We start from the raw sequence: 15,962 nt of genomic DNA, 5'->3' as shown, positions 1-15,962 counted from the left end.
AGGTGTATAAACTTGTCTTTTCTTGAAAATATAGGCAAGTATTCATTGAAAGTAATTGCACAAATAGGTGCAACAATATTGCTTTTGATAGAAACTTTAAAGAAAATCAATAAAATAAAATTATATGAAACTTGTAAACAATGTTTGCTTTTGGGAGTAAATTCATTTCCTATAGTTTTTCTTACACTTTTATTTACAGGAATGGTTTTTTCCGCACAAATTGTAGGAGAATTGGTAAAATACGGAGCTGAATTTACTGCCGGTTCAATAGTTGCGATAGGTTTGGGGAGAGAATTGGGTCCCGTTCTTTGCGGTGTGGTGATTGCAGGTAGAGTAGGCGCAGCGATTACTGCAGAATTGGGTACAATGCGTGTAACCGAACAAATTGATGCACTTAGATGCATGGCTGTAGATTCGGTAGAATACCTTGTACTTCCCAGAGTAATTGCGTGTATGATTATGCTGCCGATTTTGGATGTTTTTGCAGTCACAACAGGTGTAGGCGGAGGAATGATAGTCGCTTCCGTTACGGGGAATATTTCATCTCACATGTATTGGGATTCCATTACGAGTTTTTGTGTGGCATCCGATTTATATATAGGAATGATAAAAACAGTATTTTTCGGTATGATAATAGCACTGACAGGTTGTGATAGAGGGCTTACATGCGAAACAGGAGCTGAAGGAGTAGGTAAAGCAACTACACAATCGGTAGTTTATTCCATGATAATGATATTTATAGTTAACTATATTTTATCGACAATATTATTTTGAGAGGCAATATGATTACTATAAATCATGTAAATCTTACAATAAATGAAAGAAAAATTTTAAATGATATAAACCTTGAAATAAAAAAAGGTGAAACACTTGTTATCTTAGGTGCTTCGGGATCCGGAAAATCTACGGTTTTAAAATTAATGACAGGTTTGATTAAACCGTGCAGCGGAAGTATATTTATAAAAGGTGTGAAAGCGGATTCTTTGAATGAATTCGAATGGAATAAATTAAGAAAATTTATGGGAATGGTATTCCAATATTCAGCCTTATTCGATTCGATGACAGTAAAAGAAAATGTTGCTTTCGGTTTAAGACAACACACAAAGTTAAAAGAACAAGAAATAGAAAGAATTGTAAAAGAAAAATTGAATATGGTAGGTTTGGAAGGAACGGAAGAATTATATCCGTCGGAATTATCCGGAGGTATGAAAAAACGCGTAAGTTTGGCAAGGGCGGTAGCAATGGAACCGGAAATTATACTTTATGATGAACCGACCTCGGGATTGGATCCTATAAGATCTACCGATATAAGTCTTGTAATAAAAAATACGCAAAAGATAATGAAAACTACAAGTGTAGTAGTAACACATGATTTGAAATCTGCAGAAATGATAGCCGACAGAGTAGCATTTTTGTATAAAGGTACATTTATTAAAATAGGTACGATGAAAGAATTGATGCAATCCGATGATTCAAGAGTTCGTCAATTTATGCACGGGTTGCCTTCTGTAAATGTAAATAGTATGTTTGAGGAGAGTAAAATATGAAGAAATGGTCTGCTGAAGCAAAGGTAGGAATATTTACATTACTCGGAATCATTCTTTTTGCTGTACTTATCGTGCAATTAAGTCATTCTGTTTTGTTCGGTAAAAGCGGTTTTTATATAACCGGATACTTTAATGAAGCGGAAGGATTGAAAGCGGGAGATAAAATTCATTATGCCGGCGTCGATGTAGGTGTTGTGGAGAAAATATCTGTTGAAAAAGGTAAAGCCGTACTGCACATCAAATTGTATAACGGTGTGGAAATACCTGAAGATGCGGATTTTTCCATTGAAACTAACAGTGTAATGGGAAGTCGATTTGTAAAAGTTTTCGGTGGTCATGCAGAAAAAGGATATTTAAGCGATGGTATGATTGTTGTAGGGAAAGCCACTCCCGGAATAGATGCCACTATTCAAAAAATGGATAAATTAATTGATACAACTCAAACAATGGTAGAAGGAATTAATACGATAGTAGCTGATACCAAAGTACAAAATGAAGTTAAAAACAGTATAGGAAATATAGAATCCGTATCGAAAAATTTACACACTCTGACACTGCAAGGTATGCAAATTGCAAATCAAGCACAAAATGTTACCGAAAAAATGGATAACATGTTGGATGAACTTAACGGTGACGGAAAATTAACAAAAGACGTAAGAAATGTTATGAATAATTTGGTTGTAGCATCGGACAGTGCAAAACAAATCGCAGGAGATGCACAAAAATTATCAAAACGATTTAACGGAATAATAAGCGGTGATGATATGTCGCTGTCGGGAGAAATACTGTATAACACTAAAGATAATACATTTTCTCCCAATCTGTTTGTAGAATCAAATGGTGACAGATTTGTAAAAATAGGAATTGAATCGCTTGGAAATTCACAAGTTATGGATGCAGTTGCCGGAAATAAAAACGGAAATTTCAGTTTCTATGGAGGCATTATAAGAGGTAAATTAGGTATAGGAACAGCCTATACTAAAGATAAATGGAAATTTTTATTCGATGCATATGACCTTGATAAAATTACTTTAAGAGCAAGAGGTCAATATAAATTTTATCCGAACTTATATGGAATAGGACAATTTATTTTGCCGGAAGATCGTATAGGCGGCGGAACATACGTCGGATTGAGTTATACATATTAAGGAGTGCTTTATGAGAAAAATATACAAAACATTAATACTTATGGCATTATTATCTACTTCTTTTACGATGTGTGTAAATGCAAACGATATAAACGCTGCAAATAATAAAGCTGATTCAGATATTTCAATCAAAAACGGAGAAAAAGTTTTAAATATCGAACTCAAAGAAGCTGTAGAAACTGCATTGAAAAATAATTATGATATACAACTATCAAAAACAGGACTTGAAAAAGCAGAAGCTACAGTAGAAGAAGCACGTTCGGCAAAAAGACCCACAGTAAAATATAGCTGGCAAGCAGGAAGAGCGAAAGTAACCGTTCCGTCTGCCGAACAAATTCAATTATTAAAAGAAATAAATAATAATTTTTCATTTCAATTCCCAATCGATCCCAAAACTGTAGTAGGAACACGATATACTCAAAATTTGAATGTAATTTGGCCGGTATGGACAGGCGGAGCAGCTGAAAATGCAATAGATGCTGCAAAATACGCCGAAAGTGTATCAAAAACCGATATTTATCAAAAAGAAGCCGATGTAAAATTGGCTGCAACTGAAGCATATTTCGGATATTTAAAAACTTTGAATATGGTTGAAGTGACAAATAAAGCAGTTCAAAATTTATCTGAACATGTCAATAATGTTAAATTGCAATATGACGCAGGAATAGTTGCAAAATTGGATGTTCTTTCGTCTGAAGTGTCATTGGCGAATGCTAAAGAAATGAATATAGCGGCAAAAAATTATAAAGATGTTGCAGAAGCAAATTTGAATAATGTAATGAATACACCGATAGACACAAAACTTTCACCGAAGAGTAAAGATTTTCCTGAACCTGAAATAAAAATTACTATGGATGAAGCAATTAAATCTGCAGAAAAATACAGATGGGAATTAATAAAAGCCAAGTATGCAATTGAAATTGCAAAGGCGCAAGTAGGAATGAACAAAGCAGGAAACAAACCCGTTGCTGCGGTAGGCGGAGGATTTGATTGGACAGGTTCGGCATTATCAGGATTTGATAAAGATAATTGGAAAGTGTTCGGAACTGTAAATTGGAATTTGTGGGACGGCGGTGCAAGTGCTGCAAAAGTAAAAAAAGCACAAGCTTCGGTAAAAGAGGCGGAACAAATTTTCAAACAAGCACAAAATAAAATAAAATTGGAAATAAAGAAAGATTATTTGGACGTTTTTGCGGCAAAAGCAAAAATTCAGACCGCAAGAGCAACCGTAGAACAAGCAGAACAAGCATATAAAATATCAGTTATAAGATATCGCTCGGGAGTAGGAACAAACTTGGACGTATTGGATGGACAACTTGCGTTGAGTAAAGCAAAAACAAATTATATAAATGCAATGTATGACTATAATATAGGATTGGCAAAACTTGAAAGAGCGATGGGTATTCCTGCTGTTTTGCACAAAGAGTTTTCTAAATAAATTTTGAAGACAGAGGTATATTTTGCTTAATATAGCCAAAAATATAACAATAGGCGCCGGTGTGATTGTCATAGCAGGCGCATCGGCATATTTTATTGCAAAACCGATGCTTGTAAAAAAATGCGAGCCTGTTTTACAAGAAAATATAAAAAAATACATAAACGGTACAATAACTTGGGATAAATTCGATTTGGATGTAGCCGGAAACTTAAAGTTTCATAATGTGCAAATAAAAGACAATGAAAACCAAGATGTTTTAAAGTCACCCGATTTAAATGTCGGGTGGTCTTTTTCATCTGCATATAAAGCATTTGTTAAAGGTGAAGGACTTACAGCATTAATTGATAATATTACAATTGAAAAACCTGAAATTACAGTAAGAGAAAAGAATGACAAATCATGGAATATTCAAAATTTGATTATAACCGATAAAGAAAAAAAGAAATCGAATTTTGATATGAATATAAAAGTAATTGACGGTAATGTTTCAATAAAACAGCAAAATAAACAAACTCAAAATTTGAAAAATATAAATTCCGTTATAAAATTGAAAAATGATTTTGAGTTGAAAGGTAAACTATCTGCAATATATGAAAACTCGAATGTTGATTTGGCATGGAATTATTTGAATTTTAATGATATTGAATTAACATTCGGAAGCGGAAAATTACCTTTGGTAAAAATACTCAACACTCTTCGTAAAAACGGAATAAAAATTCCTGATCTTCCGGTAACTGACGGAATTGCAACAATAAAAGCAGGGCATATAACGAAAAAGAATAATGAGTTGTCGTATAGTATAAAAGGAAATATAGAAAAAGTTTTTGCAAAATATAAAGAATTTACTATATCGGAAACAAGTGCAAATGTAGATATAACAAACGGTAATGCATTTTTTGAAAATATAAACGGTAAAATAAATAATCAATCTGTTTTCGGATATTTTAAAATAAATTGGAGCGGTAAAGAATCTGAAATTCAATCAAAATTCAGTACAAACGGTGCGGAACTTTATTCACTTGCGCCTTCTTTAGGTATGCATGGAAAATTGCAAGGGGATATACAAATAGGCGGGAGCTTAAACAATATCTTTGCAACAGGACATGTAAATATTAATAATTTAAATAACGAAACATTTAATATAAAAGAAGTAAAAACTGATTTTAATTTCAATGACGATATCGTAAATTTAACTTCTTTAAAATTAAAAACAAAAGATGGAAAAGCACATGGACAAGCTTCATATAATTTAAGAACGAAAGAATTCGGTACAGATATTGATTTAAATTCTATAAAATTGCAAGATGTAATTTTATCATCACCGATAGAAGGAACAATATCTGGAAACATAAAAGCCGAAGGAACTTATTCAGAAGGAATTAATTTATATTCGGCGAAAATCACAGGCACTGCAAATAACTTCAAGTATGAAGATGTACTTGGAAATAAAGCGGAAGTATTTGCAACATTCTCAGATAATGAATGGAATATAAAAACTTATGGAAGCGGAATTTCGGCAAAAGGTATTAATTTTGAAAATATAGAAGCGAATGTCACAAAAAAAGGCAATAATATTATATTGCACAGCGTAAAAGGATTTAATGACGGCGGAACAATTGCCGTAGAAGGTAATATTCAAGATAACAAAAATAATTTAAATATGTCTGTATACAACTGGAATATAGATTCTTTTTCCGGGTTTACAGGGCATAAGATTACCGGACGTACAACGGCCGATATTCAAATTCAAGGTGAATTGGCAAACCCGTATATTTCCGGAAATGCAGAAATATACAACGGATCTTTTGATGATATAACTTTTAAACATTCTTCAGGGAAATTCCATACCGATGAAAATGCTTTTAATATAGATTATTTAAATATCCAAAAAGATAAAGATTTACATGTTGTAACGGGGAAAATTTATAGAGATAACGATAACACACTTGATTTATTTGTAAAAAGTTCAGGAATGAGAATTGAAAATGTTTTGCCGATTTTAAATTTATCCTATCCATTGACGGGAAATGCAGATAACGAACTTCATATAAAAGGTACTTTCAGAAATCCCGACATAGAAGGATATTTACATGCATGGGACGGATCTGTAAAAGGACAATTGTTTAAAAATATTTATGGAAATTATCGTTATAATAACGGAACATTATATATTCAAAACGGACAAGTAAATGCATATGGAGGAGCTGCAACCGTTGAAGGTACGGCATCTGAAAAACTTTTAAATTTGAATGTAAATGCTGTAGATATAGACTTGGAAAGTATATTACCCGAGAGAGGTATTTCCGGAAAAATCGGAGTGAAAGGACACTTAGGAGGAACGGCGACAGACCCTGACTTCGACGGTACCGTTTTAAGCCAATCTGTAAATTTGGGAAACAGCAATTTAGGATTGATTTCAGCTCAAATAAAATATAAGAATAATGTATTTTTAGTTCAAGACGGAAATTTCTATCAAGGAAATGCTAAGTTTAAGGTTAAAGGAAGATATAATATTCAAACATCTATGATTAATGGAAGTTTGAGCTATAATAATTGGAATTTATCGGATATTGTAAAAATTTTTAAGTTACCCGTACAAAATATTGACGGGCAAGTAGACGGATATATAGGATTGTCCGGATCTATGAATGATACGAATGTTGATTTCAAAGCCGATGTAAACGGAGGGCATTTAGGGTCTACGGAAATAGGAAAAGGGAATATAGATATATCATATTTAAATAAAGAATTGAATATAAGGAATTTGAATATACCTGTAGGAAACGGAGTTCTGGCGGCAAAAGGAAGTATGTCTTCGGACGGTGTTTTCGATATGCAATTTGCTGCAAGAAATATGGATACCGAATGGATTCCGGAAGTTTTTGGAGTAGATTCCAAAATAGGTGGAAAATTGACGGCTGCTCTAGTACTTGAAGGCACACGTAAAAATCCCGAAATGAATATTTCCGTAGGTATTGAAAATCCTGTATATAATGACTATAAATTTGATGAAATATCTTTAATGGGAGTTATTAAGAACAATATTATCGATGTGCAAAATGCACTTCTGATAAAAGATAAATATAAAGCAAGTATGAAAGGTGTTGCACCTTTAAGTTTGATAACAAGGAAACCTTCATCAAATGAAATTCCTATTGATTTGAAATTTAATTTGGATAATGCAGATATGAATGCACTTGCGCTGTTTTTCAGGCCTGTTCAAAAGGCAGAAGGCCCCGTTAAAGGACAACTGAAAGTGACGGGAGCGTGGAACGATCCTAAAGTTTTGGGAGATATATCCGTTTCAAACGGCAGTATGACATTGATAACGATGAATGAACCATTGAAATCTGTAAATTTAAATGCGAAATTTAAAGGTAACTCAATGGACTTGGAAGGTTCTGCATCAGTAGGAAAAGGGAATGTGTCATTAAAGGGAAGTGCCGATTGGGGTAGAAATAATGATTTTTCATACAATGGAGAATTTCACTTGCATGCGCCTGAAATAAAATCTCAATTTTATAACGGTGCAATTGATACCGACTTTAAATTTGAACCGTATGACGGAATGACCGGCATGAAGGGAAATGTAAATATTCACAATGCAAGTTTGGATATACCTTTGCTGCAATCTGATGGAGAATTACCGAATATAATTACAGATATAGGAATAAATGTAGGTGAAAATGTAAGATTATATAACAGTGCATTGTACAATATGACAATTTCCGGTGATATACATATGGACGGAAGTCTTTCAAATCCGTTTATGACAGGAAGAATAAATGTAGATAAAGGCACTATAAAAGTTAATACAACTGAATTTAAAGTAGAAAAAGGACAAGCATTATGGGGTGGAAATCCGAATTCATTTATGCCTACCGTACACGTAGCGTCAAATGCAAATGTAGGAAATTATAAAATCGGTGCACAAATAGACGGAATTCCCGGAAACTTGGAAACGAAACTTCATAGTGAACCATATCTGAACGATTCACAAATTCTGATGTTGCTTACACTACATCAAAATCCTCACGCAAGTGCTGAAGATACAAATCAAAATGCATTTTTCAATGCAGGTTTGGCTATGTTGTTTAACGGTGGAGTAAAAGATTTTCTTACCGATAAAATAGGATTGGATATGATTTCGGTAACTTCCGGATTAAATGATTATAATGACAGTACAGGAATTGATAAAAATAATTTCTATTATATAAAAATCGGAAAATACATTTTCAATGATTTTATGCTTACTGCAACAGGTGGCCTTAATAACGAAGAAAGAAGCATAGGTTTCAGATATGATGTAAATTCACATTTAGGTATTTCTGCATGGTATAATAATAATCATGACAGTTTTGTAGGTACAGACTGGAAATTTAAATTTTAAAAATAATTGAAAAACTATTCTTATTTTAGTTATAAATGTATAATGTATAAGTTAAGAAAAATATAAGGACGTGATAATAAATTTTACAAAAATTATTTTAAATTATGTTGATAACCGATAGATTATATAAAAGTTTGTATATTATTTTCAAATTATGAAAGCAAAAACGGGGAGGTTTTTAATGATTAGTATCAGTAAGAAAAAGACATTGCTTGCGACTGCAGTACTTTTATCTCTTGGAGGAATGTCAGTATATGCACAAGTTCCGTCAATTAATGAAAATACCATGTCGCAGAGTACACTTTTGAATGTTTCAAACGGTGGCGGCAATAAATCTTCCGCGTCACAAGTTTTTGAAAAACAAATGGCGGAAAATGAAACTATACAAGGCTCTCAATTATATTTGTCCGATGACAGCAAAAAAGAAGTAAACAAACATACAGGAGAGTTGATTACATCTGTAGAATTTACCGGTATTGAAGAAAATGCAAAAGCTGAAATTGAATCTGAATTGAAAAGTAAAGTAGGAACGAAAGTTTCTGCAGAAAATATTGATGCGGATGTTGAAACGGTAAGTAAAATCGGTACTTTTTCACAAATAATTCCTGACTTTACAAATGTTCCCGAAGGCGTGAAATTGAACTATCGTTTGGTAAGCAATCCGGTTGTAAAATCTGTAGAGTTTGAAGGAAACAGCGTATTTACAGATGCACAACTCAATTCCGTGATGCAAGTACAGCCAGGAAGCGTACTTAATGTTGCACAAGTAAACAGAAAAATAAAAGAAATTGAAGATATTTATTTAAAACAAGGATTTCTTCTTGTAAATATTTCCGATGTTTATATTAATGCGGAAGGTAAGTTACGTATAAAAATAAATGAAGGTAATGTTGAAAAAATAACCATTGTCGGAAATGAAAAAACTAAAGACAATGTTATCAAGAGAGAACTCAGATTTATGGAAGGTCAGCCGTTCAATAAGTTTTTGGCGAACAGAAGTATTGAACGTTTGTACAATTTAGGATTTTTTGAAGATGTAAACATGAGACTTCTTCCGGGTACAACTGAACATACCGTTACAGTTGAAATCGGAGTAGTGGAACAAAAAACAGGTGTAATTACTGTAGGTGCAGGTTATTCCAAGTCCGACGGTTTTGTAGGAGTTGTGGAAGTCGGTGAAACAAACTTCAGAGGAACCGGTGACAAAGTCAACTTCCATTGGGAATTCGGAGGCTCAGGGAAAGGTAAAAATTACCAAGTTTCATATACAAAACCGTGGATAAACAAGAACGGTGACTCCGCAGGATTTTCAATTTACAACAGACTTTATAAATATGTAGATTACAATGCTAAAGGTCAAGGAGTAGCACAGTACGATAAACGTAGAAAAGGCTGGAACATTACATGGGGACGTGTAAGTGATGAATATCGTACAAATTATTTAAATATCGAAAGCAGCAGTGACAGAATTCAAGGAGATGTTCAGCACTTGAGTGGCCTTGTTGAAGCTTATGAAAAAGAATTGAAACCTGAATTTGTAAAAGAATGGGATAGAGTAGAAAAGCCGAAGTGGGAAACATCTTGGGAAGCCGGAGATACATTGCCGGAAGCAGAAAGAAATAAGCAATGGAAAGATTGGAGTGCAAGTTGGGATAAAGGTGCTAAAGGCGAATCAACAGATAATCAAGCATGGAATAAATGGTATGCTGAATGGTTGAAGAATAATGCCGAACCTAAAGATGTAGAAAAAAACGATCCTGATTATGCAACTAAACATAGTGAATATGAAACAAAGCATAATGAATGGAAAAACAAGAGAAAGACAGAGGCAGATGCTGCTAAATCTACTGAAAAAAATAATGCTAAAGATGGTCAGCTTAAGGTAGCAAAAGACAATGCAATATCTGTTGATGCAGATAAATATTATAGTAAGTCTAAAGAAGCAATCAGAAAGAGTACAGGCAGAACAAACAGTATTACATTTACACATGTATACGACAGTCGTGATAATTTCTTCAATGCTACGAAAGGTAAGCGTATTTCCGTATCTGCACAATGGGGTGGACACGGACTCGGCGGAGATTTTGATTTTTACAAAGTTTCCGGAGAAGGACGTTTCTACAAAGGATTACGTAATGGCCATACATTGGCACTGCGTGTAATGGGCGGTTACATACATGGAAATATTGCATACGGTAATTTGTTCAGTTTGGGCGGATCCAACACATTACGCGGATACGAAGATGAACAGTTCAAAGGTAAGAAGATGTATGCCGCAACATTGGAATACAGATTCCCGATCGCAAAGAAAATTCAGGGTGTAGTATTTACAGATGTAGGAAGTGCATGGGACGTAGGCGGATCGATGCCGTGGTATGCGGATAGCAGATCTATAAACTATGCATATGGTGTCGGCGTGAGATTACAAACTCCAATCGGACCTATTCGTTTGGACTACGGTCACGGCGATCAGAATAAATTCCACTTCAGTTTCGGAACACAATTCTGATATTAATAACAGAAATATGAAGAAATGAGCGGTTCAATTATGTTCCGCTTTTTCGGATATTGTATAAAAATTAAAAACCTTTAAGGAGCAAAAATATTATGATGAGTTTTTTGGGTAATAAAAAGTATATAAAGATTTTTTCATTTGTCATCGCAGCGGTATTTATTATTTCGGTAGGAGCAATTGCCGTTACATCTATGGGTAATACTGCTATGGCTTCGCCGAAATCCGATATAGGGATTGTAGACCGTAGAGAAGTTGTTTCCGCAAACAGCAGTTTAGCTTCCAATTATCAACAAAAATTAAAAGAAACTGCAGATAAAATGCAACAAGACTTTGATGCAAAATCAAAAGATTTAAGCGATGCAGATAAACAGAAACTTTTTGAAGAAATGCAACAACAATTTAACGAAAAGAGATCTGCAATAGATAAAGAAATGGAAGATAAGATTAACGGTGCAGTAAAAACTGTAGCCGAAAAGAGAGGCCTGACACTTGTAGTGGAAAAAGCTGCAGTTATTTATGGTGGAACAGATATAACAAAGGATGTCTCCGATGCATTAAATAAATCTCTTACATCCGATAAAGGACAAGCAGAGAAAGCCTCCGCAGATAAGAAGTGATGAATAAAAAAACTTTTTGGGCGGCATTACTTGTAGGAGTCGGTATATTAATCGGAGGATGCGGACAAAAACAAGAATCTGCCATGCCCGCAGTTTACGGTGTAGCGGATTATGAAACACTTGTTAAATCTCATCCTAAATATTCCGAGTATTTCAGACTTGAAACGGAATACAATCATTTGATACAGCAATACAGTAATGAACGTAATCAAATGATGAAAGTTTATTCCATGAAAACTCAAGTCGATAATGCGATGCAAGATAAAAATGCTTTAGAATCCGCACAAAAAGAATTGCAATCTCGAATTAAAGCAAAAGAAAATGAATTAAATGAAAAATTGAAAAAAACATATGAGAATATTTCAGCAAAACATAATAAGAATGTTTTAATTGATAAAAATAATTTTGATGATAATATCCGCATTGCAAATCTTCAAATGAAATTTGTAGTAACAGGCATAAGTCAGGAAGAAAAAGAAAAAGCGGAAAAAGAATTGCAAGAATTGTTAAAAAACAGAAGTATCTCAAATGAAGATTTTTCAGATTGGACTGAAGAAGAAAAAACATTTTTCATAAAAGAAAAAGAAAAAGCAGCCGATGAATTGGAGGCTTTTGCAAAATCTTCAGCAGAAAAAATAAAATCGGAAATCGGTAAAAAATCAATTCAAAAATTTGATTCCGAAGAAAAAGTTTATCCTGAACTGAAATCATGGGATGAGAATTGGCAACATAAATTGGAATTGAAACAAAAGCAAATGGCGAAGATAAAATCTGAAATTATGGAAGATATAAGAAAAGATGCTGAAAAAGTTGCATTGGAAAAAAATTTATCTATGATTTTTTCAGAACATACCGTTAATGTGAGTGCTGTTGACGTTACCGGTGATATAGTAAGTAAAATAATACAGGAAGAGTAGGAAAAAATATGAAATTATGGAAAAAATCCGCACTTATTGCAATGATTGCAGCTGCAACCGTTTTATCGGGGTGCGGAAGTGAAAAAGTAGGTGTAGTGGATTTTGAGAAAATACAAAATGAATCACCTAAGATTAAAGAGATACAAAAAGAAGTAATAAATAAAGATGCAGAAATAAGAGCACGTTTGGCTAAAGAAACAGAAGGACTTTCAGAAGAAGAAGCTCAAAAGAAAGCTGCTGCAGCACAACAAGAGCAAATGATTTTCGTACAAAGCAAACATAAGCAAGTAGAATCTATAGTAAACTCACAATGTGAAGCGGTAGCTAAAGAAAAAGGATTGAGTATTGTCATGCATAAAGGTGCAGTACCTGAAGGCGCAATAGATGTGACAGAAGATGTTTTAAAGAAAATAAATAATTCAGGAACTGAAACGGGAAAATAAGATGCAAAAAACTATCGGAGAAATAGCAAAACTATTGGGCGGAACTTTATACGGTACCCCTGATATAATCATTAATGATGTCAAAAGTGCCGAATCTGCAGGTCCTGAACATGCAACGTTTGCAAAAGGTGTTTATGTTGAATATATAAATCAATTTAAAGCCGGTGTAATTCTTGTAGATTCACCAATTGAAAATTGTGATAAAAACTTAATAGTGGTACGTGATTGTCGAGGTGCTTTCGGAAAACTTATAGAAATTTTTCATCCGGAAAAAACATTTGCTCCGCAAATACATCCCACTGCTGTAATAGGTAAGAATGTAAAAATTTCAGAAAGTGCTTGTATAATGGCATATACGGTTATCGGAGATAATGTAACTGTAGACGAAAAAACCGTTATTTTTCCATTTGTATATATAGGTGAAAATAGCGTAATCGGCAAAAATTGTGAAATAAATCCGGGTGCGGTAATACATGAAAATACCGTTATCGGCAATAAAGTAGTAATTCGAGCACATGCAGTTGTAGGAAGTCAGGGTTTCGGTTTTTCAACTGATGAAAACGGGCATCATACACATATAAGGCAATTGGGGAAAGTAGTAGTAGGCGATGATGTTGAATTGGGTGCAGGGACAACCGTAGACAACGGTGCAATGAATGATACAGTAATAAGAAGAGGAACAAAGATTGATAACTTGGTACATCTCGGACATAATGTAGAAGTCGGAGAAGATTGTTTCATTATTGCACAAACAGGTGTTGCAGGAAGTACAAAAATCGGAAATAAATGTGTACTTGCCGGACAGTCCGGAGTTGTAGGTCATGTTAAAATTGCAGACAATGTAACTGTCGGTGCAAAAAGTGCCGTTATAGGAAATATCTCCGAATCCGGATTTTATGTAGGATTTCCTGCAAAGAAACATGCAAAATGGGGTCGTATAGAAGCGACACTTAACAAGCTGCCCGATATATTAAAAAAAGTTCGTAAATTGGATAAAACAGTAACTGAATTTGAAAATAAGCTGAAAAATACATAAAAGGTGCAATTGCATCTTTTTTGTTTATCTTGATTGAGGAGTACTATGAACGTTACATACGGAATTATGAAAGGTCTTGCAAAAATAGCATGTAATTTATCTGAAGAAAAAGCAAATTACATGGGAGAATTGATGGGCAGATTATTTCTAAAATTAATTCCCTTAAAAAGGAAACAAATCTCAATACAAAATATTTTGCGTACCGAAATTACCGATGACATAAAAAAAGCCGAAGAAATAGCAAAATCTTCTGCATTAAGATTCGGCCCTATGTGTGTATCCATGTTTCGTTTTCCTTTATTAGATAAAAAAAATCCTTCAAAATATGCAAATATAGAAGGAAAAGAATATTTAGATGAATTGGTAAAAAATAAAAAAGGTTGCATTTTAGCCACAGGACATTCCGGTAATTGGGAAATGCTCGGTGCGTTGCTTGCTATGTACGGATACCCTTTACTTTCGGTTGCCATGAAGCAAAGCAATGAAGGATTTGATCGTTTTTTAATCGAATATAGAAGCTTGACCGGACAAAAAATTGAATATAAGACCGGAGTAAGAGATATGTATCGACGTTTGAAAGAAGGCTATTTTGTTGCTCTTTTATGCGATCAAGATCCGGGGAAAACCGGTATATTATCAGATTTTTTTAATATACCTACACTTACTGCAACCGGTCCTGCACATTTATCATTATTATGCGATGCACCTGTCGTATCCGTAATGATACATCAAGAAAAAAATAAGAAGTATAAAGTAAAAATTTGGGAACCTATAAAAGCTGAAAAAAATTTATCGAAAAAAGAATCTATCAAGCAAATTACCGATATAATAAATAAACGACTTGAAGAATGGATAAAAAAATATCCGGAAGAATGGTTTTGGTTGCATAGAAGATGGAAATCTACAGATAGATTAAATAAAAAAGCATAATAAAAAGAGTTTAAATACTTTTGATACGTTCCTCTTTACCGGTTTATCCGGTAAGAGGGACATATCATATATTTGAACTCTTTTTTATTTTACATTATTTACCAATGAACCTATATGACTTATGGTGATTTCAATTTTATCTCCGGATTTAAGAAACTTCGGAGGATTAAAGCCCATTCCGACTCCATGAGGAGTTCCGGTTGCGATAATATCCCCCGGAAGTAAAGTTATACCTTTGGAAAGATTCGAAATAATTTTCGAAATGGAAAAAATCATATTATCGGTTGAATCTTTTTGGCGTAATTCACCGTTTACTTTTGTTTCAATTGTAAATGAAGTATTGTTAGAACCTGTTAATATTACAGGGCCTATCGGGCAAAATGTATCCAAACTTTTTCCTTTGAACCACTGCTCGTGAGAACGCTGTAAATCTCTGGAAGTAATATCATTTATAATTGTATAACCGTAAATATAATTCAGTGCGTCTTCTTCCTTTATATCCGTTCCTTTTTTACCGATTACAATTGCAAGCTCACCCTCATAATCAAGCTCCTTTGAAATATCGTAATGTCTGATTATGCTTTTGTTTGTAGCGGTAAGTGAAGATGCAGCTTTTGTAAAAAATACTGGAGTACTTGGAATATCATTCGTATTTTCAAATTCTTTTACATGAGATTTGTAATTTTTACCTACACAAAAAATATTTCTGCCTGAAATGAGCGGAATTTCAATCTCTACATCATTTATTGAAATGGTAGGTACAGCGTTATCCTTTTCATTCATAGCCAGACATTTTTCCAAATTTATAAGACCTTCATCTCCCGAATTTATGAAAGAAAAAAGATTTTCTGAAAGAGGAATGAAGTATGTTTCTTCAAGTAACTCGGAAGGAATTATTTCTTTATCGTCAATTGATAGAACACCCCATTGTGTAAGTCCTTTATAATTATATGTTATTAATTTGCGCATTTTTAACTCCTT

12 protein-coding genes are annotated in these 15,962 nt (G+C 33.7%); 11 read left to right on the top strand and 1 reads right to left on the bottom strand.

Annotation, left to right across the window (positions count from 1 at the left end):
* Positions 1-12 precede the first annotated feature (12 nt).
* The 11 genes from P6922_RS00655 to P6922_RS00605 all read left to right on the top strand — a co-directional run bounded on the left by P6922_RS00655 (position 13) and on the right by P6922_RS00605 (position 14,981).
* Positions 13-774 carry an MlaE family ABC transporter permease gene (locus P6922_RS00655; RefSeq protein WP_276873479.1) on the top strand — a complete coding sequence of 254 codons (762 nt, stop codon included), beginning with the start codon at positions 13-15 and terminating at the stop codon, positions 772-774.
* 8 nt (positions 775-782) lie between these two features.
* On the top strand, positions 783-1,547 hold the full coding sequence (locus tag P6922_RS00650) for an ABC transporter ATP-binding protein (protein ID WP_007555556.1): 765 nt from the start codon (positions 783-785) through the stop codon (positions 1,545-1,547).
* Positions 1,544-2,695, top strand: a complete 1,152-nt coding sequence (locus P6922_RS00645) for an MlaD family protein (protein ID WP_276873477.1) — start codon at positions 1,544-1,546, stop codon at positions 2,693-2,695. Before P6922_RS00650 ends, P6922_RS00645 begins: the two co-directional genes overlap by 4 nt.
* A gap of 10 nt (positions 2,696-2,705) precedes the next feature.
* On the top strand, positions 2,706-4,133 hold the full coding sequence (locus P6922_RS00640) for a TolC family protein (RefSeq protein WP_276873475.1): 1,428 nt from the start codon (positions 2,706-2,708) through the stop codon (positions 4,131-4,133).
* A 22-nt stretch (positions 4,134-4,155) separates the two neighbouring features.
* Positions 4,156-8,523 carry a translocation/assembly module TamB domain-containing protein gene (locus P6922_RS00635; RefSeq protein ID WP_276873474.1) on the top strand — a complete coding sequence of 1,456 codons (4,368 nt, stop codon included), beginning with the start codon at positions 4,156-4,158 and terminating at the stop codon, positions 8,521-8,523.
* A 181-nt stretch (positions 8,524-8,704) separates the two neighbouring features.
* Positions 8,705-11,032: a BamA/OMP85 family outer membrane protein gene (locus P6922_RS00630; RefSeq protein ID WP_276873473.1), complete on the top strand. Its 2,328-nt coding sequence runs from the start codon at positions 8,705-8,707 to the stop codon at positions 11,030-11,032.
* 98 nt (positions 11,033-11,130) lie between these two features.
* Entirely contained in the window at positions 11,131-11,655 is a 525-nt protein-coding gene (locus tag P6922_RS00625; protein WP_276873472.1) for an OmpH/Skp family outer membrane protein, read from the top strand.
* Positions 11,655-12,572, top strand: a complete 918-nt coding sequence (locus P6922_RS00620; protein WP_276873470.1) for an outer membrane chaperone Skp — start codon at positions 11,655-11,657, stop codon at positions 12,570-12,572. Before P6922_RS00625 ends, P6922_RS00620 begins: the two co-directional genes overlap by 1 nt.
* An 8-nt stretch (positions 12,573-12,580) precedes the next feature.
* The gene (locus P6922_RS00615; protein ID WP_007554402.1) at positions 12,581-13,015 is read left to right on the top strand and encodes an OmpH/Skp family outer membrane protein; all 435 of its coding nucleotides are present in this window, start codon (positions 12,581-12,583) and stop codon (positions 13,013-13,015) included.
* 1 nt (position 13,016) lies between these two features.
* On the top strand, positions 13,017-14,051 hold the full coding sequence (gene lpxD, locus P6922_RS00610) for a UDP-3-O-(3-hydroxymyristoyl)glucosamine N-acyltransferase (RefSeq protein ID WP_276873469.1): 1,035 nt from the start codon (positions 13,017-13,019) through the stop codon (positions 14,049-14,051).
* A 45-nt stretch (positions 14,052-14,096) separates the two neighbouring features.
* Complete coding sequence (locus P6922_RS00605) at positions 14,097-14,981, top strand: lysophospholipid acyltransferase family protein (protein WP_276873467.1); 885 nt, start codon at positions 14,097-14,099, stop codon at positions 14,979-14,981.
* 84 nt (positions 14,982-15,065) lie between these two features.
* On the opposite strand, the gene P6922_RS00600 is transcribed toward P6922_RS00605, so the two are convergent.
* On the bottom strand, positions 15,066-15,950 hold the full coding sequence (locus P6922_RS00600) for a fumarylacetoacetate hydrolase family protein (RefSeq protein ID WP_007554442.1): 885 nt from the start codon (positions 15,948-15,950) through the stop codon (positions 15,066-15,068).
* Between the last annotated feature and the right edge of the window lie 12 nt (positions 15,951-15,962).

Origin of the sequence: Dialister micraerophilus (assembly GCF_947090205.1) — a bacterium.
GTDB lineage: Bacteria > Bacillota > Negativicutes > Veillonellales > Dialisteraceae > Dialister > Dialister micraerophilus.
The sequence above is the reverse complement of the archived record's forward strand: the minus strand, read 5'-3'. Positions and strand labels throughout refer to the sequence as shown.

What these genes read in the sequence shown, in the direction of transcription:
- P6922_RS00650 (WP_007555556.1), top strand. Translation starts at nt 783, where the DNA reads ATGATTACTATAAATCATGTAAATCTTACAATAAATGAAAGAAAAATT.
- P6922_RS00645 (WP_276873477.1), top strand. Translation starts at nt 1,544, where the DNA reads ATGAAGAAATGGTCTGCTGAAGCAAAGGTAGGAATATTTACATTACTC.
- P6922_RS00640 (WP_276873475.1), top strand. Translation starts at nt 2,706, where the DNA reads ATGAGAAAAATATACAAAACATTAATACTTATGGCATTATTATCTACT.
- P6922_RS00630 (WP_276873473.1), top strand. Translation starts at nt 8,705, where the DNA reads ATGATTAGTATCAGTAAGAAAAAGACATTGCTTGCGACTGCAGTACTT.
- P6922_RS00625 (WP_276873472.1), top strand. Translation starts at nt 11,131, where the DNA reads ATGATGAGTTTTTTGGGTAATAAAAAGTATATAAAGATTTTTTCATTT.
- P6922_RS00620 (WP_276873470.1), top strand. Translation starts at nt 11,655, where the DNA reads ATGAATAAAAAAACTTTTTGGGCGGCATTACTTGTAGGAGTCGGTATA.
- P6922_RS00615 (WP_007554402.1), top strand. Translation starts at nt 12,581, where the DNA reads ATGAAATTATGGAAAAAATCCGCACTTATTGCAATGATTGCAGCTGCA.
- lpxD (WP_276873469.1), top strand. Translation starts at nt 13,017, where the DNA reads ATGCAAAAAACTATCGGAGAAATAGCAAAACTATTGGGCGGAACTTTA.
- P6922_RS00605 (WP_276873467.1), top strand. Translation starts at nt 14,097, where the DNA reads ATGAACGTTACATACGGAATTATGAAAGGTCTTGCAAAAATAGCATGT.
- P6922_RS00600 (WP_007554442.1), bottom strand. Translation starts at nt 15,950, where the DNA reads ATGCGCAAATTAATAACATATAATTATAAAGGACTTACACAATGGGGT.